Origin of the sequence: Clostridium sp. 10cd*, from assembly GCF_044336395.1 — a bacterium.
Lineage (GTDB): Bacteria > Bacillota_I > Bacilli_A > Erysipelotrichales > Erysipelotrichaceae > Clostridium_AQ > Clostridium_AQ innocuum.
In genome coordinates this window covers 4,511,789-4,529,434 of sequence record NZ_CP172347.1, presented here as the reverse complement: position 1 = coordinate 4,529,434, position 17,646 = coordinate 4,511,789, and the positions used below count along the sequence as shown (strand labels likewise).

Annotated in this window: 16 protein-coding genes and 1 pseudogene; 9 read left to right on the top strand and 8 right to left on the bottom strand. The window is 43.6% G+C overall.

Annotated elements, in window-relative coordinates; translation table 11 throughout:
- Nucleotides 1–467: 467 nt before the first annotated feature.
- From ACG3M1_RS22500 to ACG3M1_RS22470, 7 genes are all read right to left on the bottom strand, one after another.
- Complete coding sequence (locus ACG3M1_RS22500) at nucleotides 468–1,196, bottom strand: ATP-binding cassette domain-containing protein (protein ID WP_242408085.1); 729 nt, start codon at nucleotides 1,194–1,196, stop codon at nucleotides 468–470.
- The gene (locus ACG3M1_RS22495; protein ID WP_242408084.1) at nucleotides 1,193–2,740 is read right to left on the bottom strand and encodes a glycine betaine ABC transporter substrate-binding protein; all 1,548 of its coding nucleotides are present in this window, start codon (nucleotides 2,738–2,740) and stop codon (nucleotides 1,193–1,195) included. The genes ACG3M1_RS22500 and ACG3M1_RS22495 overlap by 4 nt, the downstream gene beginning before the upstream one ends.
- 54 nt (nucleotides 2,741–2,794) lie before the next feature.
- Nucleotides 2,795–3,721 (bottom strand): thioredoxin-disulfide reductase, encoded by a 927-nt coding sequence (trxB, locus tag ACG3M1_RS22490; protein ID WP_242408083.1) that lies wholly within the window; start codon nucleotides 3,719–3,721, stop codon nucleotides 2,795–2,797.
- Between the two features lie 16 nt (nucleotides 3,722–3,737).
- Nucleotides 3,738–4,064 carry a thioredoxin family protein gene (locus ACG3M1_RS22485; protein ID WP_161129468.1) on the bottom strand — a complete coding sequence of 109 codons (327 nt, stop codon included), beginning with the start codon at nucleotides 4,062–4,064 and terminating at the stop codon, nucleotides 3,738–3,740.
- A gap of 3 nt (nucleotides 4,065–4,067) precedes the next feature.
- Nucleotides 4,068–4,505: an RrF2 family transcriptional regulator gene (locus ACG3M1_RS22480; RefSeq protein WP_008816189.1), complete on the bottom strand. Its 438-nt coding sequence runs from the start codon at nucleotides 4,503–4,505 to the stop codon at nucleotides 4,068–4,070.
- A gap of 4 nt (nucleotides 4,506–4,509) precedes the next feature.
- On the bottom strand, nucleotides 4,510–4,932 hold the full coding sequence (locus ACG3M1_RS22475) for a rhodanese-like domain-containing protein (RefSeq protein ID WP_008816190.1): 423 nt from the start codon (nucleotides 4,930–4,932) through the stop codon (nucleotides 4,510–4,512).
- Nucleotides 4,933–5,187: 255 nt separating this feature from the next.
- The gene (locus tag ACG3M1_RS22470) at nucleotides 5,188–6,234 is read right to left on the bottom strand and encodes an HNH endonuclease (protein ID WP_008816191.1); all 1,047 of its coding nucleotides are present in this window, start codon (nucleotides 6,232–6,234) and stop codon (nucleotides 5,188–5,190) included.
- A gap of 128 nt (nucleotides 6,235–6,362) precedes the next feature.
- Between ACG3M1_RS22470 and ACG3M1_RS22465 the strand changes: the two genes are divergently transcribed.
- The 3 genes from ACG3M1_RS22465 (at nucleotide 6,363) to ACG3M1_RS22455 (ending at nucleotide 8,559) form a co-directional block, all read left to right on the top strand.
- On the top strand, nucleotides 6,363–7,049 hold the full coding sequence (locus ACG3M1_RS22465; RefSeq protein WP_002606536.1) for a hypothetical protein: 687 nt from the start codon (nucleotides 6,363–6,365) through the stop codon (nucleotides 7,047–7,049).
- 257 nt (nucleotides 7,050–7,306) lie between these two features.
- Complete coding sequence (locus ACG3M1_RS22460; protein WP_008816192.1) at nucleotides 7,307–7,873, top strand: DUF3795 domain-containing protein; 567 nt, start codon at nucleotides 7,307–7,309, stop codon at nucleotides 7,871–7,873.
- A gap of 68 nt (nucleotides 7,874–7,941) precedes the next feature.
- Nucleotides 7,942–8,559, top strand: coding sequence for a manganese efflux pump (locus ACG3M1_RS22455; protein ID WP_008816193.1), 618 nt, complete (start codon nucleotides 7,942–7,944; stop codon nucleotides 8,557–8,559).
- 448 nt (nucleotides 8,560–9,007) lie between these two features.
- Here ACG3M1_RS22455 and ACG3M1_RS22450 read toward each other — a convergent pair whose 3' ends face one another.
- A complete protein-coding gene (locus ACG3M1_RS22450) occupies nucleotides 9,008–9,916 on the bottom strand; it encodes a PD-(D/E)XK nuclease family transposase (protein ID WP_009270017.1) in 909 nt (302 codons plus the stop codon).
- A 350-nt stretch (nucleotides 9,917–10,266) separates the two neighbouring features.
- Here ACG3M1_RS22450 and ACG3M1_RS22445 point away from each other — a divergent pair, with 350 nt between their 5' ends.
- The 6 genes and pseudogenes from ACG3M1_RS22445 (at nucleotide 10,267) to ACG3M1_RS22420 (ending at nucleotide 17,636) form a co-directional block, all read left to right on the top strand.
- A complete protein-coding gene (locus ACG3M1_RS22445; protein ID WP_008816196.1) occupies nucleotides 10,267–11,208 on the top strand; it encodes an alpha/beta hydrolase in 942 nt (313 codons plus the stop codon).
- 102 nt (nucleotides 11,209–11,310) lie between these two features.
- Nucleotides 11,311–12,888 (top strand): 2,3-bisphosphoglycerate-independent phosphoglycerate mutase, encoded by a 1,578-nt coding sequence (gene gpmI / locus ACG3M1_RS22440; RefSeq protein WP_008816197.1) that lies wholly within the window; start codon nucleotides 11,311–11,313, stop codon nucleotides 12,886–12,888.
- Nucleotides 12,889–13,227: 339 nt separating this feature from the next.
- Complete coding sequence (locus tag ACG3M1_RS22435) at nucleotides 13,228–13,686, top strand: sigma 54-interacting transcriptional regulator (RefSeq protein ID WP_242408082.1); 459 nt, start codon at nucleotides 13,228–13,230, stop codon at nucleotides 13,684–13,686.
- Nucleotides 13,687–13,688: 2 nt separating this feature from the next.
- The gene (locus tag ACG3M1_RS22430) at nucleotides 13,689–15,128 is read left to right on the top strand and encodes a glycoside hydrolase family 1 protein (protein WP_008816199.1); all 1,440 of its coding nucleotides are present in this window, start codon (nucleotides 13,689–13,691) and stop codon (nucleotides 15,126–15,128) included.
- A 17-nt stretch (nucleotides 15,129–15,145) separates the two neighbouring features.
- A pseudogene (locus ACG3M1_RS22425) lies at nucleotides 15,146–16,545 on the top strand (glycoside hydrolase family 1 protein).
- A gap of 200 nt (nucleotides 16,546–16,745) precedes the next feature.
- Nucleotides 16,746–17,636 carry an ROK family protein gene (locus ACG3M1_RS22420; RefSeq protein WP_008816201.1) on the top strand — a complete coding sequence of 297 codons (891 nt, stop codon included), beginning with the start codon at nucleotides 16,746–16,748 and terminating at the stop codon, nucleotides 17,634–17,636.
- Nucleotides 17,637–17,646 lie beyond the last annotated feature (10 nt).

Here is a 17,646-nt window from a genome sequence, read left to right as displayed (position 1 = left end):
CTTCCAATGAATGCCTGCACATTCATCAAAACGTTTTGTTCGTGTTCAGATACACGTAACTGGTACGTTCACTGTACCTCTACTCCATCGCTCTCGCTTTGGCATACATGGATATACTTTTCGTATGATATTGCTTGCTCCATTGATATCGGCATTCATTAGAATGCCGTTTTTGCTTCTATACAATCCTCGCTTGATTCTTTTCCCTGTGAAGGTATGCGCTACATCGTTTCCATAGACTGGTATTTAATCCTCGTCAATGGAACTAGCCTTCGATTGTATTGCTTCTTCACAGATTACGACTCTGATCCCTGCCGCTTCTCCTTTGTATACCACTGAGGTGGGGTATTCTGCCTGCTTGTTAGATAGAAAATGGAGAGTATGTATGCTGTTTTAATTCAGGCATCATCTCTCCGTTTTCATTATGATATGTATAAGGTATTTGATACAGTTCCATATACCTAGGTTTACTCATTCAGGTAGGATAACAGCTGTCGGACAAATTCTGTCTGCGGCTGTTTATTCACTATATCCGGTGTATCGAACTGTTCAATATTGCCATCCTTCATAATCATGACGCGTGTTCCAAGACGAAGTGCTTCACGGATATCATGTGTGATGAAGAAAATTGTGATGTGCAATTCATGGTAAATCCTGAGAATTTCATCCTGAAGGGAGTGGCGGGTGATTTCATCCACGGCACCGAACGGCTCATCCATTAACAGAATTTTCGGATGAGAAGCAAGTGCACGGGCAATACCGACACGCTGCTTCTGCCCTCCGCTCAGCTCGTCGGGATAACGGTTCAGCAGCTGCTCCTCCAGCTTCATGATATCCATCATTTCCTTCACACGTTTCTGAATCAAAGAGGAATCCTGTTTCGTCAGCGACAGTACATAACCGATGTTTTCCTCAATCGTCATATGCGGAAACAGACCGATGCTTTGGATGACATAGCCGATATTACGGCGCAGCTCATTCTGATCCACCTTGCGAATATCCTTATTCTGCACATGGATTTCACCTTGATCCGGAATCAGAAGGCCGTTGATCAGCTTCAGAACAGTTGTTTTACCGCTTCCGCTTCCACCGATAACACTGATAAACTCTCCGTCCTGAATATCCATACAGAAATCCTTCAGGACAGTATGCTCTCCATAGGAGTGGAAGATATGCTCCATTCTTATGCTGCTCATTTTGTTACCTCCAGAAGCTGCTTCTTCACAAGGAAATCTCTTGCGACATCTGTCTCGTTTCTGCCATTGGTTTCAACATCATTGTTCATCTCCGCCATTTCTTTTTCACTGATCTGTCCATTTAACAGCTCCAGAACACTGCGCAGCTGGGGATATGCGGCAAGTGTCTCCTCGCGGACTACAGTTCCTGCATAATATTTTTCAAAATAATTGCTTTCATCCTGCAGTACAACGATAGCGGGATCACTGATTCTTCCATCCGTTGTGAAAACCAGAATGGCATCCACCTCCCCCTTCAACAGGGCATCATATTTCAGACCGATATCCAGGTCCACACTCTTTTTGAAATGAAAATCATTTGCTTTTACCATAGCATCATATCCGTCATCACGTTCATAATAGTCATATTCTGCACCAAAGGACATCCGGCTGGATACGCTGGCCAAATCAGCATAGGTCTTTAAGTGATAGCGCTGTGCTGTTTCTTTTGTGACCGCGATACCATAGGTGTTATTGAAGCCGTATAAGCCTGTCCATTCCAGATGATACTGCTGCTTATATTCCCTGATAAGCTCCTTGTACAGGATATCGTGCTCAGGTATTTCTTTTTTCTTTAACACAAAGCTCCATGAGGTGCCGGTATATTCCGGATACATGTCAAAATCACCCTTAACCATTGCCGGATGAATATTGCTCGTACCTCCGCCGACTCCCTTGGTTATTTCAACGGAAAGGTCTGTACGGTCTTCGATCAGCTGCTTCAACATTTCTCCGATAATAAATTCCTCTGTCATTGGTTTTGTGGCGATATGAATGGTATCCTTTTTGGAAGGAATCGCAAGCATGGTTGTGCATCCCGCAAGCAGAATACAGAGAAGCACTACGGCCACAGTGCGCTTCTGTTTTCTGGAATGCTTCCGTTTTGTGAAAAAGGATTCCAGAATATTCATCAGAATATCAAAGAGAAAGGCAAGTACGGCAACTGCCAGACTTCCTGCCAGCGTCATCGTTAAATTATTGGTTGTGATACCGCGGTAAATGGCAACACCCAGACCGCCTGCTCCGATAAAGGAAGCAATACCCGCCAGGGCAATCGTCATCACCACCATGTTTTTAAATCCGGATAAAATAACCGGCATGGCAAGCGGGAGCTTAATGCGCCAGAGAATCTGTGAAGCAGTACTTCCCATACCGCGGGCAGCCTCCAGAATATCATCTTCCACACCTGTGATACCGGTATAGGTAGCGCGAATAATAGGAAGCAGTGCATAGATGCTTAATGCGATGATGGCGCTCGTATTACCGATCCCGGTTACCGGAATCAGAAAGCCAAGCATGGAAATGGAAGGAATCGTATACAGAAAGCTGATGACTCCAAGTGTCAGAGAAGAAGCCTTTCGTTTCTCCGCAATGAGAATACCGACACTGACACCTACTATGGTGGCAAAGACAATAGCGATTGCGGATATCTGTAAATGCTCATAAATAAGCGGCAACAGAAAATCCCAACGCTGTGTAATAAAAGTAAACAATTCCTGTATCATACGCTTTCCTCCCCGAATGCCGTCACATCCTGCTATGTTTGTTTTATTGTAACTTTATTGCGGTAATCCTGCAAGGAATTCGTCTACAAACTTAGAAGCGACAGCTCCATCACTCACTGCAGTGACGATCTGACGCAGAGGCTTATCACGAACATCTCCGATGGCGAATACACCGGGAATACTGGTCCGTGTTGTTTCGTCCGCTACGATATAGCCTGCCTTGTTCACTTCCAGCTGTCCCTGAAAGACTGCGGTATCCGGGATGCGTCCGATAGCGACAAACAGCCCCTGTGCAGCTATGACCTGTGTTTCCTTTGTTTTTAAGTTTTCAATAACGGCTCCACTGACCTTGTTATCTGCGAGAATTTCTTTTACACGGCTGTTCCAGACAAAGCGGATGGTGCTGTTTTCCAGCTGACCTGCATACACCTTGCTTGCTCTGAGCTCCTCGCGACGATGAATCAGAGTAACACTTTTGCATATCTTTTCCAGATACAGAGCATCCGCAATGGCGCTGTTTCCGCCACCGACAATAATGACATCCTTCCCTTTATACATCATGCCGTCACAGGCTGCACAATAAGCGACACCGCGCCCTCGCAGGCTGGATTCGTTTGGAAGACCAAGCTCTCTTGGATAGGCTCCGGTGGCGATGATTACCGTCTTTGCTTCAATATCACCTTCGTCCGTATGCAAAAGCTTTGGCTGTGCTGTTAAATCCGCACCTTCAACGCCGGCATAAGCGGTTTTGGCGCCAAAGCGTTCTGCCTGCTGCTGCATCTTTTCTCCAAGATCAAAGCCGTCGATTCCTTCCTCAAAGCCTGGATAATTCTCTACGATTCCAGTGGTTGCCATCTGGCCTCCCGCTGATAGCTTTTCCAGCACGAGAACCGATAACGCGCTTCTCGCACAGTACAAAGCTGCACTATAGCCAGCAGGACCGCCACCGATAATCACCACATCATACAGTTGCTTGTTCATAAGAACACCTCACCTTCTATTCGATTCCTGCAGCTTTTTGTTCCTTCATCCATGTGATTACCTGCGCTTTTGCCTGTGGTGCAATCAAAAGAGTGGATGGCTTTTTATCATGGAATACCATCAGGCTTGGAATTGTTTCCACACCATAGCGCTCAGTAAGCTCTTCATTATCATCAATGTTCACCTGTACCAGTGTCAGATCAGGATACTCCCCTGCAATCTGTTTCAATACCGGTGACAGACGCCTACAGTATCCGCACCACGGTGCCCAGAATTCCACAACGGTTCCTTCTTTTTCAATTAGTTCATAAAAATTCTCATTGTTTGCTGTTACGAGTGCCATACTTCATTCCTCCTTATTTTTATGGTTTTCAATAGCAATCAGCTGTTGGCTGATATCTTCAATCGTGATTTGAGAAAGGGATTGCATACACACCTCATTCAGGGAAGCTTCCAGTGTGTCCACAACAGTACCCATACCGGTAGCAACCATACAATAGGTATTCAGTGCACCGCTTCTCCATCCGGATTTCGTCAATGGCTGCTGTAATGCCTGTGCAAGATCGGACAGCTTGATCGCGGATGCATCACCTTGCAGCTCATAGCCGCCGCTGTTACCCTCTCTTGTTTCCAGCAATCCGGCTTTTTTCAGCTTGGCCATCACCTTGCGGATGCGCGCCGGATTTGTACAGATACTTTTCGCCAGCTCCTCACTGGAAACCTTTGTATTGCGATGCCTTAGATAGGCAAGTGCATGCAGTGCAATAATAAACTCGCTATTCATAGGCTTATTCGCTTACCGTATCATACGGCCAGTCATTGATACCACCAAAAACATACACATTCTTATAACCCATCTGTACCAGCTTGTCGCTTGCCTGTTTACTGCGGACTCCCGTTCGGCAATGTACAATCAAAACAGCATCCGTATCCGGAAGCTTGTCCTTCGCTTCGTCCTCAATCGTTTCATTCGGTACAAGGACGGCATCCGGTATATGTTTTTCCCTATACTCCTGCTGTGTTCTTACATCAACGATCGTGACCTTTCCGGCATCCATCATTTCTTTTGCTTTCTTCGCGTCAATTTTGTGATAGGCATTGCTGTTTTCCTGTACAGCTTCCTTATTCTCCTCCGTCGGCATATCCTTTGCGCAGCCCTGCAGTATGACCATGATACAGGCAAATACGGTAAACAAAGCTATTTTTTTCATACAATACCTCCTTTTACTGTAAGTGTAAAAGTTACAGTTAGAATAGTCGATCATCCTGCCCTAGATTTTTGAACATCTTTTTTATCCTAAGCTGCCACGTATTGTAACCTGCCATATAAAAAGGAAGCAGTGAGCTTCCTTCATGGTATATTTCTTAGGATCTGCAGGTATCATTTCTTCGACAATTTCACATACTATTTTATGTTCTGTTAATATTTACTTTATATTTTATCTCTATAATAAGGAATGGATATCTTACCTGTTCCTGTGAAAAATAAATTCCCGATGATATGCCATAAACTTCATCCGGTTTTCGCTCAGATAGCATTCTGCAAGCCTGTAGTTCTTACGAAGACTGTAGGCACTGTCCAGATTATCTTTTTCCAGCAGCTCTTCACTGAAGATGATATAGCCATTTTCATCAAATGTAAAATAGCCCTGATCAAAGAGATAATCATGATTGCGGCATAAGAGCAAACCATTGTCGTGGTCGATTGCCTCATAAATATGCGCACAGTCACGAAACGGCTTGATGTGTGATGCAATCAGCATATGTGGTATATTGATACCGCAGATTGGACAGCTATGGTCAAACTCATGAAACAGCGTATCCTTATAAAATACCTGCAGCGCCTTGGTTTCATCCCGGTCATGGGGGATCCCTTTTCTTGGAATGATGCCATGTATGATATTCTTATATTTATAATCGATCATACTGTAGCTGGTATTCTTATAGTCAATACGCATATCCTCGTGAGCAACGATAATGGAGGTGTACAGCGCAGTCAGTGTGATGGATACCAGCGGTACTTTTTCATCACTGTATTCCTGCAGGATATCCGATATTCCCTTCAGCAGCCGCGGATGGAAGCGCAGCTTCTCCTCCACGACCTCAAACAGAGTTGTCTGCAGCATGAGCTGAAGGCTTTCTCTGTCGACATATTCCAGGACAAGCTGTTTATCACGAAACGGATTTGTCCGCATCTGTTCATGATAGTATCTGAAAATTAAAGGATCCTTGATAAAGCTTTCAAATATAGACAGAGCCTCCACACCGGAATTCTGATTGCTTTTGGCATAGATTGTTGCCGCAGGCGTTAAATCAATTCCACGCGGCGTTGTCTTCAGCATTTTCTTTTCATTCAGAAAGCCGATCAAATCCCGAATTTCACTGAGCTTCATGGCATAATACTCGCCTGCAATCTCCTCATATACACGCAACGGGGCATCATGTAAGCTAACACCCTGCAGCTCGATGGCATCCAGGATGCTCAAAATTTTCTTAAATAGCATTTTTCTCATGTCTTCACCACTTCCTAACTCTATTATACACATATTTTTTAAAAAAATTTTTTAACTGGTCAAATTGTGATAGTATTCGACAAATCAAAACATTTACAATGTAAGCAATAAAAGGAGAGTGTTAAAGAATGAAAGGTCCAGGAATTAAAGATTACTTGGAAGTTATTGAAAACATGAAGGTGACTGCACAAAAAGAAGGCAAGGCATTTATAGAAGTAAACTCCAAGGAGCTGCATGCGAACGTGAGCCCAAACCATGCAACGATGCCAACCTGCTGCCAGGCGATCTACAAGCTGATGCTGGAAGGCGATGAGATTCTCAGAAGACCAAAGGGAAATACCGGCTTTGGTTCTCATCTGACGGTACGCTTTTATGTAGAGCAGCTGGAGGAAAGAGAGCGTATGTTCCCGAATAAGAAACGCGGAAGACCGGCAAAGAGTGAAGAAGAAAAGCTGGCCGCAAGAAAAGCAAAAATGAAGAGAAATACAGAGGATTTATGCAATCTTATCAAATCCTGGCTGGGTGAGCATGGCTGGGAATACATCGAAAATAAGGATTTCATTGAAGCACACAACGAGAGCCAGCGCTGGGTGATCAATGTACAGGGGATCAAACGGGGAAGAAAACAGACACTGCCGGTGAAGCTGAGCGAGGTTTTAAAGCATATTGAGGATACAAATACACATTACAGTATTGCATTTAACGACTCTGTTTCCTATCGCAGACAGTGGAATGAAATTCCGAAGGCAGTAAAAAACAGTCTGAATATGAGTGTGATTCTGGCTGATAAGAAAGGTAATATTACAGAGCTGTAATCTTCTGCCGGCATGCATACGCTATCCGGCATACATGCTTCGACACAGCACCTGATATATAGAACAGGAGGATTGAGCAATTTCGACATGGCTCGCTTCCTGTTTTTTTTCGTAATTGCCAGCTGTATATTCTAACCGTCTCCTGCCTGCAAGCCAAGCTCTGATATACACATGCCGATAAAAGTCATGACTTTCTGAAATAGAGATGGTAGAATGAAGACAGAGAAGCAGATTTGTATCAAAACGGAGGTGTGTGCATGAAGGGGTTTGAAAGAGAGGATCAGCTGTTTTCACTATGCGGGTTGAACTGCGGACTTTGCAGTATGCATCTGGGCGGGTATTGTCCAGGGTGCGGGGGAGGTGCCGGAAATCAGGCGTGTGCGATTGCACGGTGTGCTATGCAGAAGGAGGATACACCGATGTATTGCTCTGCATGCTCTGAATTTCCTTGTGAGCGGTATGCAGAACCGGATGCGTATGATTCCTTTATCACGCACCGCAACCGCATGCAGGATTTCATGCGCATGCATACGATAGGTGCCGCTGCATATCACAAGGAACAGCTGGAAAAAATTGAGATTCTAAAGGAGCTTTTATCAGATTATAATGATGGCAGAAGGAAAACGCTGTTTACACTTGCTGTAAATCTGCTGGAGCTGAAGGAGCTGAGAGGTGTCATGCAACGTTTATCAGAAGTAAAAACGGATACGTACACAAGAAAGGAAAAAGCGGAGCTTGCTGCGTCCCTGCTGCAGGAGGCCGCTGCTAAAATACCTGCTGAATTAAAGCTTAGAAAGAAACCGAAACAGAAATCCGTCGGATAAGGCTCCGTAAAACGTTCGTCACATAAATTTTCAGATTCAATATGATAGTAAAGAGGAGTCTGATAAGCATGTGGAATGCCTTTTTACTTGTCATTGCCCTGAGTCTGGACAGCTTTCTGGCCTCTCTTGCCTATGGTGGCGAGCATATACGCATACCCTGGAAATCAGCGGTTCTGATTTCCTTGATCGGTGTGCTGTTTCTGTCATTTTCCCTGTATACAGCAGCATTTATACAGCAGTTCATACCGCCGTATATCTGCCGCATGATATCCTTCACGATTTTCTTTATGATTGGTCTTAGCTCCCTGTTTCAGGGAACCATCAAGTCGTTTCTTGGCACCTATAAACGGAAAAAGCTGAGCTTTGAATACAGTGGAATATCGTTTGTTCTGGACATCTATCTGGATGAAACCAAGGCGGATGCGGATAACAGCAAGCTGCTTTCCCTGAAGGAGGCACTGTATCTGGCTGTGGCTCTGTCGATTGATTCACTGGCGAGCGGCTTTGCGCTGGGTATCAGCATTGTGCAGCCTCTGCCGGTGCTGGTCATCAGTTTCTGCGTCGGTATACTGGCAATTCTGGGGGGATCCTTTCTGGGCAGCAGAGTGCTATCGCTGAAAGAATGCAGGCTGTCCTGGGTCAGTGGAGTTCTGTTTCTGATCCTGGCATTTTCAAGAATACTCTGAATACATATCTGCTTTGGATATGTATTTTTTGGTTCATACTGTTTTATAAGGATTACTTCTGTATCTGGCTTACACCAGCTTCCATTTCTATTGCATGTACGATAGGTTTTCGTGTCGGGCACCTACTGGAAAGCCAGCTTTTAAGCAATGGAATTGTTGATTATTAACTCCTGTATACCAATATAGGCTGATGAATTAAGAAATAGGCTGTCCTCCCTGCAGTCCTGTAAAAGACCTGTGCTGCTTCAGGGATTGGGATGCCGAATGGCGCTGCTGTTTTCTTCATACGCGATATACGTGTATAGCTCAGGATAATGAGCAGATTGAGGTGAAGCGGACTGGCTCAACTGTATGAACAGGGCTTTATATGTTTGAGAGTGAAAAAGAACAAAAAACTGTTTTATCAGAAGCGCTCATAAAACAGTTTTCTTAGTTGGGATTGTATGTATTACTTCATTATCGTAACCTGATTCTTCAGCTCCTGAAAAGAATTACAGACCAGTATCAAGCTGGATACGGCTTCCATCTGTTCATCATTCAAAGAGAGCAGCCAGGCTGAGCAATCCTCATGATATTTACTTTTTAACAGCTTGAGTAACAGCGATATCCTACCTTTCTGTATACCAATCTTCTCCCCTTCAATTTTTCCTTCTTCAAAGCTGTCCTCCAAGCCATAGCGGTAACGTGCCTCTCCCATCTGAATCGCCATTGCGGTTGACCACAGCTCGTCATCCTTCTGCATTTCCTCGTACTTATCCATGAATACCTTCACCAGCCTTTCCTTTGACTTCAGTATATCATTTTTTCCATTGTTTTCAAACAGATACACCAGCTGTTCAAAGTCATTCAGCCTCTGTATTTCCTTCTCCCTTACGATGTCATTGATTGCCGGCATATGAATATAGGTGCGAAGGATGAGCGGATAGTAGCTTTCCTTCTCTCCCTGCTCATTGCGCATCTGATACTGATTGATCAGATTTCTGTTGTTCCATGCATATTCGTCAATGAAAATAATCTGATATACCGGCTTTAAATCCCTGTACTTCTTACCGCTGTTGAGCTGATTGTTCAATGCTCTGGCACCGTAAAATTCAAAGCGCATCATTTCCGCTAATCCCTTGTAGGTGGTCTGCATCTCGATATTGAAATGGCGGTTTTGTTCATCCTTCACATGAACATCCAGAATGATGCCCGGATCCAGATTGGGATTGAGCACGGTGCTTTCCTTTACCCGAATTCCGGTAACACGTTCAATGATGGTGTTGCGGGCGTACACAGAGCCTTCATCCTCACGGGAAAGGGTGTACTTAAAAAATAGATCATTACTGTAGCTGAGTTGATGCATTGTGTTTGACATTTTTATGTCCTCCATTCTGTAAGGGTTCCTTACACCCCTATATACGTATGGAAGATACTGAATTCCTAAATAATCCACTATTTGTTTATATTTATCGAAATTTTTTATGTGTCAAAAGAAAAAATAAATTCGCAAAGAGCTTTTTCATTCAATATGAGAATCTTCTATATGATATATTCGAGCCATGCAATAAAAGCTGTTCACTCCATTCTGTATCACATCATGAGTTTTTTTCAGCTTTATGGTGTTTCATAACGATTCATATTCAATTCATTCTTCATTTGCTTGCATTTCAGATAATGTCTGCTATAATAACAAAGTTTGATTATAAAAGTAAATGGAGTGATGATATGAAAAAGAGAACAAAGGTAGTAATCGGAATTGGTATCAGTCTGCTGATTCTGGTATTGGGCGGTCTTGGATTTGCCGGTAATTATTTCTATACACTGGCGATTGACGCACATAGTGATAAAAGCGTTGTATTCGGAAATGAAGAGGAGGATCCCAAAGCAGCACAGGCATCGAAGGATTCCTATAATGAAATGATGGCGCGTGATACAAAGGATGTCTGGATGAAAAATAAAGACGGCTATAGGCTGCATGCTTATGAAATCAATCAAACCGGAAATAAATGGGTCATTGTTGTTCACGGCTACATCAGCGAAGCAAAAAACATGGCAGAGGTCGCAAACCATTTTGCGGAACAGGGATATCGTGTACTGGTGCCTGATCTTCGCTCACACGGACAAAGTGAAGGCGATTCCATAGGAATGGGTGCATGGGACAGCGAGGATATTGTTGAATGGTCGAAGTATATTCTGAAGCAGGACAGCTCAGCCAGTATCGCTCTGTATGGAGTATCCATGGGAGCCAGCACGGTTATGATGGCAAGTGGTAACGAACAGCTTCCGGATGCTGTAAAAGTCGCAGTGGAAGACTGCGGCTATACAAGTGCCTGGGATGAATTTAGCTTCCAGCTGGATGATTTGTTTGGATTGCCGTCTTTTCCCGCACTGGATGCCGCAAATCTTGTGACAAAGCTTCGTGCAGGCTATGATTTAAAGGATGCGGATGCGCTAGCCGCAGTAAAAAGGAAAAAGGTCCCCATGCTGTTCATCCATGGAGATGCGGACGATTTCGTTCCAACAGATATGGTGTACCCTCTATATAAGGCAGCTGCCGGTGAAAAAGAGCTTATGATTGTTAAGGGAGCCGGACATGGAAAGAGTAGAGAGGCCGATCCGCTGGCCTATTGGGAAAAGGTGGATACCTTCCTTGAAAAATACATATAGAGGCATAAGATTATTTCATGCAAACGGCTGAAATTGATATAAAAGGATTCCTAAAACCAGCAAAAAGTGTTATATTATTAGGGAATACAGGAGGTATTGAAAATGAGTAAAAGACCAGTAGTATTAGTGGTTATGGACGGTGTGGGAATCAGTGATTCCGAATTTGGAAATGCCGTAAAAAAAGCGTATAAACCAACATTAGACAACCTGTGGGAAAACAGCCCGCATACAGAAATCAAGGCACATGGTCTTGCTGTTGGACTTCCTACGGATGATGATATGGGGAACAGCGAGGTAGGACACAATGCACTTGGCTGCGGACAGATTTATTCTCAGGGAGCGAAGCTGGTAAATGAAAATATCGAAACAGGTGAAATCTTTAAAACAGAAACCTGGAGCGGACTTGTAAATAACTGTAAGGATGGAAAGATGCATTTCCTCGGATTGCTTTCTGATGGAAACGTGCACTCTCACATCAACCATCTGAAGGCTTTGATTAAAAAGGCTAAGGAAGATGGTGTTAAGGAAGTGCGTGTTCATGCATTGCTGGATGGACGTGATGTTCCGGAAACAAGTGCATTAACCTATGTAGATGATATAGAAGCTTACATGGCTGAGCTGAACGATGACAGCTTCCATGCCTGCATTGCAAGCGGTGGCGGACGTATGACCATTACCATGGACCGTTACGAAGCAAACTGGGCAATGGTTGAGCAGGGATGGCATGTGCATGTGCTTGGCGAAGGTAGAGAATTTGCGTCTGCGAAGGAAGCAATCGAAACCTATCGTGCAGAATCCGGTGTAGTTGACCAGGATCTGCCTGGATTCGTTATTGCGAAGGATGGAAAGCCGGTCGGTACGATCGAGGATGGAGACAGTGTCATTCTGTTCAACTTCCGTGGTGACCGTGCACAGGAAATCTCTCTGGCGTTTGACGGAGATGACAGCTTTGACAAGTTTGACCGTGTCAGAATGCCGAAGGTGATGTTTGCCGGAATGCTGCAGTATGATGCTGACCTGAACATCCCTCATAATTTCCTGACATACCCTCCAAAAATTAAATATACATTGACGGAAGAGCTGTGCAAGCATGGTATCCGTGAATATGCAATCAGTGAAACGCAGAAATTCGGACATGTTACGTATTTCTGGAATGGTAACCGTTCCGAAAAGCTGGATGAAAAGCTGGAAGACTATGTGGAAATCAAATCCGATGTAATTCCGTTTGAACAGCGTCCTTGGATGAAATCTGCAGAAATTACAGATGTTCTGTGTGCGGCAATCGAATCCGGAAACTATGATTTCCTGCGTACGAACTATCCAAACGGTGATATGGTTGGACATACAGGAAACTTTGAAGCTACCGTAATCGGTGTGGAGTCAGTGGATTTGCAGCTGGCCCGTGTAAAGAAGGCTGTGGATGCAGTTAACGGTATTCTGATCGTAACCGCTGATCATGGAAACGCCGATGAAATGTATGAAAAGAAGAAAAAGGAAGATGCTCCTGTAAAGGCAAAGACATCTCACACATTAAACAAGGTTCCGTTCATCATTTACGGTGCTGATGTAGAGCTAAAGCAGGATGAGCAGCTTGGATTATCCAATGTGGCAGCTACCGTAGCAGACCTGCTGGAAGTAGCACCGAATGAACACTGGAATGAAAGTATTATCAAAAAATAATTGTATTGTATAACATCTGTCTAGGTATATATAATATATAAGCCAGTCCCTTAGTTAATAAGCGGATTGGCTTTTTTTATATAGCAAGCGAGGACAGCCTGAGGTTCTGTCTGTGGATGCTGGAAGAAAACCCTCTTTATTTTTACATAACAGACATAACAATCTGACCTTGCTGTTCTCGCACATATGAGTGAACAGCAAGGTGCAGTTTCATGCAAAGCTCTTGTGATACTGTATAACCTGTTATACACTATGTTCTTATACTTTTAGCGGTACTGGTAAGTATAAATATGATACTATAAAAATGAAGGTGTTATCTGATAACCGAGGTGATCATAGATGAGGACAAATAAAGAAATGGTTTTAATGTATATGCAGGACATGACCATAAAAAAGGGTGAAGATTTCAAAGGCTTTACGACTCAGGAGCTGTCGGCTGATTTAAATATACAGAGAACCAATCTTTCAGCGATATTAAATGATTGTGTTAAGCAGGGTATTCTGGAAAAATCAAAGCAAAGACCTGTACTGTATAGATTAAAAGAAGGTAAAAAGGAAGAAAAGCATTTATCCTGCTTCTCAAAACTGATTGGTGTCAACGGCAGCCTGAAGAATGCTGTTCAATTAGCAAAAGCAGCTATTCTTTATCCGGAAGACGCTATGAGTACATTGATCGTCGGCGAACAGGGCACTGGCAAAACATTACTGACAATCATCTGGTATCCGTTCTTCAAAATTTATGAAAAGCAGTGTATTGAAAAGGAACAAGCAGAAGCTCTGGAAGCACAGGAGGTTTAGCTATGGCGTTTCCGGAAGGATTTTTATGGGGTGGCAGCTCTTCCAGCGCGCAAGTAGAGGGCGGTTATGATTGTGATGGACGCGGACTTTCTATCTGGGATGTCAAGCAACTGAATGAAGGAACCTGTTCCTTTCATTACGCTTCCGATTTCTATCATCATTGGAAAGAGGATATTGCACTTATGGCGGAAATGGGATTCAAAGCATACAGGATGTCCATTTCCTGGAGCCGTATCCTGCCTGATGGTGAAAATGAGATAAATCAAAAAGGAATAGATTTTTATAAAGCGGTATTTGCTGAATGTCGTAAATACGACATAGAACCCATTGTTACCATCTTTCATTTTGATTTACCGCTTGCTTTGGAAAAGAAATACGGGAATTGGAATAACCGCAGGATGATGGATGCCTATGTCGCCTACTGCAGAGTGCTGTTTTCGGAATTCAAAGAGGATGTTACATATTGGCTGACGTACAATGAACAGAATATGCTGATTTTCTTTGGGGCCGTGGATATGACAGGCGGCAGCGGCAGGGTGCAGAATTTAGATGCATTATATAATCAGGCTCATGTGCAGCTGGTCGCACAGGCAAAGGCAATTCATCTTTGTCATGAGCTGTGTCCGGATGCGAAAATCGGACCGGCACCGAATATTACAACATCCTATCCGAAATCGTGCAATCCAATCGATTATATCGCCGCAATGAATATGGATGATCTGAGAAATAATTTTTACCTGGATGCGCTGGTATTCGGGAAATATCCGGAAAGTGTCAATCACTACTTTGAATTAAATGACATTCAGATACGTACAGAGGAAGGCGATTTTGAATGCATGAGAACCTGCCATCCGGATTTTATCGGCTTCAATTGCTATGGTAATGATACAACGGAATATCTGCCGTACTTTGAAATTGACTATGAAGCTATGCTGCATGCGGATAACAGAGAAGTAAGCTATTTGATGAAGCTGATGGATAAGCCGGGTATCGGGCGTGCTGTGCAAAATGAATATCTTATGAATTCGGAAGCTGACGGACACAGCTTTGATCCCTATTGTATCCGCATAACCGCTAGAAGACTGACGCAGCGTTATCACCTTCCTGTGTTGATAACGGAAAACGGCTATGGAAGAGAAGATATACTGGAAGCGGACGGATCAATTCACGATTCCTATCGCATTGAGCATTTACGGGAAACAATTCGTCAAATGCGTATCGGCATCGAGGAAGGTGCAGATATCATGGGCTATTGTCCATGGTCTGCGATTGATCTGGTTTCAACAAGAGAAGGAATTTCAAAACGCTATGGCTTCGTTTATGTAGATCGTAATGAGGATGATAATGCCGCAAAAACAGCAGAGATGAAACGTTATCGAAAGGACAGCTTCTACTGGTATCAACAGGTGATAGCGTCCAATGGCGCAAAGCTAGAGGAATGAAAGGATGATAAAACGTTATGAATAACTTTCCAAAGAATTTTTTATGGGGCGGTGCAACTGCTGCCAATCAATGCGAGGGTGGATGGAATGCGGGAGGACGTGGACCTGCAAGAACCGATATCACGACAGCAGGTACGGCTGATACGGCGAGAATGCTGACCTATCGCATGCCGGATGGAACGACGGGTGCTGTTTCTCAGTTTGAAGGTATTCCTGAGGGAGGAAAAGGTGCAGTTCTGGATGGCTATTATTATCCCAATCAGGAGGGGATAGATTTCTACCATCGCTACAAAGAGGATATTGCATTGTTTGCTGAAATGGGCTTTAAAATGTTTCGGATGTCAATTTCCTGGTCAAGGATCTTTCCGCAGGGAATTGAACATGAACCAAATCAGGATGGCTTGGATTTCTACAGAAACGTGTTCATGGAATTGAAGAAATATCATATTGAACCCTTAGTAACGATTTCACATTATGATACACCGCTTTATTTGGAAGAGGAAGAAGGCGGCTGGAATGAACGCAAAATGATTGCTTATTTTGATCGCTATACAGAAGTCATTTTTAAGGAATATAAGGGGTTGGTTAAATACTGGCTTACATTTAATGAAATCAATTGTCTGATTATGATGAAAGACTGGATGCCGAATGCAACCAGAGAAATGGTATCCTCTTATTATCAGCAGCTGCACTATCAGTTCGTCGCAAGTGCAAGAGCTGTGCAAAGAGCGCACGAGACTGACCCGGATTATCAGGTGGGATGTATGCTGCGTTTTATTATTGCGGTGATGTTATGGTACGGGGGAAATATCCGGCCTATGCAAAACGTATATGGAAAGAAGACTATGTCGAACTTGATTGTACATTGAAGGATATGCAGCAGCTGGAAAAGGGAACCGTTGATTTCTTTACCTTTTCCTATTATGGAACAAGCTGCGTAACGACGCATGAGGGCGTAGAAAAGGATGGGGCAGGCAATCTCAGCCTCGGTGTAAAAAATAAGTATATTCAATATACTGACTGGGGTTGGGGGATGGATCCGGACGGCTTACAGTATTTCCTCAATGATATTTATGACCGTTATGAAATTCCTGTTATGGTTGTAGAAAATGGCTTAGGGGCAATTGACACGCTGGAGGAGGATGGAAGTATCCATGATCCGTATCGCATAGACTATTTGCGCGAGCATATCAGAGCTATGCATGCAGCACTGAAGGATGGCGTGGATTTAAGAGGCTATACTCCATGGGGGTGTATTGATTTGATTAGTGCTTCCACAGGTGAAATGAAGAAACGCTATGGGTTTATCTATGTAGATCTGGATAACGAAGGAAATGGTACTAAGAATCGATACAAGAAGGATTCCTTCTACTGGTACAAAAAAGTGATAGCATCCAACGGTGAGGATTTGGAATAGCAACGAATCTTTCAGCTTGAAGTAGGATTAAAAGACCTGTTTATAAAGAACGATATGCGTTTACTATAAACAGGTCTTTTTCATATGTATTCCTGCAAAAACGACAAAAAGGAAAAACTACCTCATTTATATTCCCCATATTTTTTTGAGGGAATAAAGGGTTCATGGTATTCTTAACTTGTAAATAAGGAGGGATATGATTGTATACAGCAGGAATTGATATCGGAGGAACAAATACAAGAATCGCACTGATTGATGAAGCATATGAGATTATTCAAAGAATACAGTTTCCTACAGATGTAAATAATCCACACGCAACACTTCAAAAAATTCAGGAGACGGTGCAGAGCTTTTCCGTGGCTATCGCAGGAGTCGGTTTATCCTGTCCGGGTCCATTGGATTTGAAGCAGGGAATTATTCTGGACACTCCCAATTTAAAAGGAGGCTGGCATGGTCTTGCGGTAAGCAAAGAGCTGAGTGCACGTTTAAAGGTACCGGTTTTTCTGGAAAATGATGCAAATCTCGCATGTCTTGCGGAAGCTGTTCTGGGTCAGGGGAAAGACTACTCCTATGTGCAGTTTCTGACCATTTCCACAGGACTTGGGTCAGGACTTGTCATTGATAAAAAGATCTATCAGGGAGCGCATGGCTTTGCACATGAAATCGCGAATATTCCGTTATGGAGAAACGGTCCCAGCCATGGTTCCATTTATCCCGGCGGTGTGGAAGCTATCTGCAGCGGTACAGCGATTACAACACGCGCAAAAAAAGCCGGTTTGGATGTTGAGCATGCCGGCGATGTATATTCACTTGCCTGTTCGCAAAATCAGACAGCGATTGACATTATGGAGGATGCCAAGGAATATCTTGCAAATACGATTGCCATAATCTATGCGTTTGTCGATCCGGAAATCGTCATTCTTGGCGGCAGTGTCGCAATCAAGATACCGGGGTTTGTAGAGGATGTGGAACAGAGAGTGAAAACAAAGGTGTATCCGAATATTCAGCCGTTGGTGAAGGTTGTAAAAACAAACCTGAGTGAAGACAGCGGATTGCTCGGAGCAGCCTGTCTTGCGTTTCTTCAAGTGTAGAAACTGCAGA

Bases quoted from the DNA above. Each gene is read 5' to 3' on its own strand.
- ACG3M1_RS22500 (WP_242408085.1), bottom strand. From the start codon at position 1,196: ATGAGCAGCATAAGAATGGAGCATATCTTCCACTCCTATGGAGAGCAT.
- ACG3M1_RS22495 (WP_242408084.1), bottom strand. From the start codon at position 2,740: ATGATACAGGAATTGTTTACTTTTATTACACAGCGTTGGGATTTTCTG.
- trxB (WP_242408083.1), bottom strand. From the start codon at position 3,721: ATGAACAAGCAACTGTATGATGTGGTGATTATCGGTGGCGGTCCTGCT.
- ACG3M1_RS22485 (WP_161129468.1), bottom strand. From the start codon at position 4,064: ATGGCACTCGTAACAGCAAACAATGAGAATTTTTATGAACTAATTGAA.
- ACG3M1_RS22480 (WP_008816189.1), bottom strand. From the start codon at position 4,505: ATGAATAGCGAGTTTATTATTGCACTGCATGCACTTGCCTATCTAAGG.
- ACG3M1_RS22475 (WP_008816190.1), bottom strand. From the start codon at position 4,932: ATGAAAAAAATAGCTTTGTTTACCGTATTTGCCTGTATCATGGTCATA.
- ACG3M1_RS22470 (WP_008816191.1), bottom strand. From the start codon at position 6,234: ATGAGAAAAATGCTATTTAAGAAAATTTTGAGCATCCTGGATGCCATC.
- ACG3M1_RS22465 (WP_002606536.1), top strand. From the start codon at position 6,363: ATGAAAGGTCCAGGAATTAAAGATTACTTGGAAGTTATTGAAAACATG.
- ACG3M1_RS22460 (WP_008816192.1), top strand. From the start codon at position 7,307: ATGAAGGGGTTTGAAAGAGAGGATCAGCTGTTTTCACTATGCGGGTTG.
- ACG3M1_RS22455 (WP_008816193.1), top strand. From the start codon at position 7,942: ATGTGGAATGCCTTTTTACTTGTCATTGCCCTGAGTCTGGACAGCTTT.
- ACG3M1_RS22450 (WP_009270017.1), bottom strand. From the start codon at position 9,916: ATGTCAAACACAATGCATCAACTCAGCTACAGTAATGATCTATTTTTT.
- ACG3M1_RS22445 (WP_008816196.1), top strand. From the start codon at position 10,267: ATGAAAAAGAGAACAAAGGTAGTAATCGGAATTGGTATCAGTCTGCTG.
- gpmI (WP_008816197.1), top strand. From the start codon at position 11,311: ATGAGTAAAAGACCAGTAGTATTAGTGGTTATGGACGGTGTGGGAATC.
- ACG3M1_RS22435 (WP_242408082.1), top strand. From the start codon at position 13,228: ATGAGGACAAATAAAGAAATGGTTTTAATGTATATGCAGGACATGACC.
- ACG3M1_RS22430 (WP_008816199.1), top strand. From the start codon at position 13,689: ATGGCGTTTCCGGAAGGATTTTTATGGGGTGGCAGCTCTTCCAGCGCG.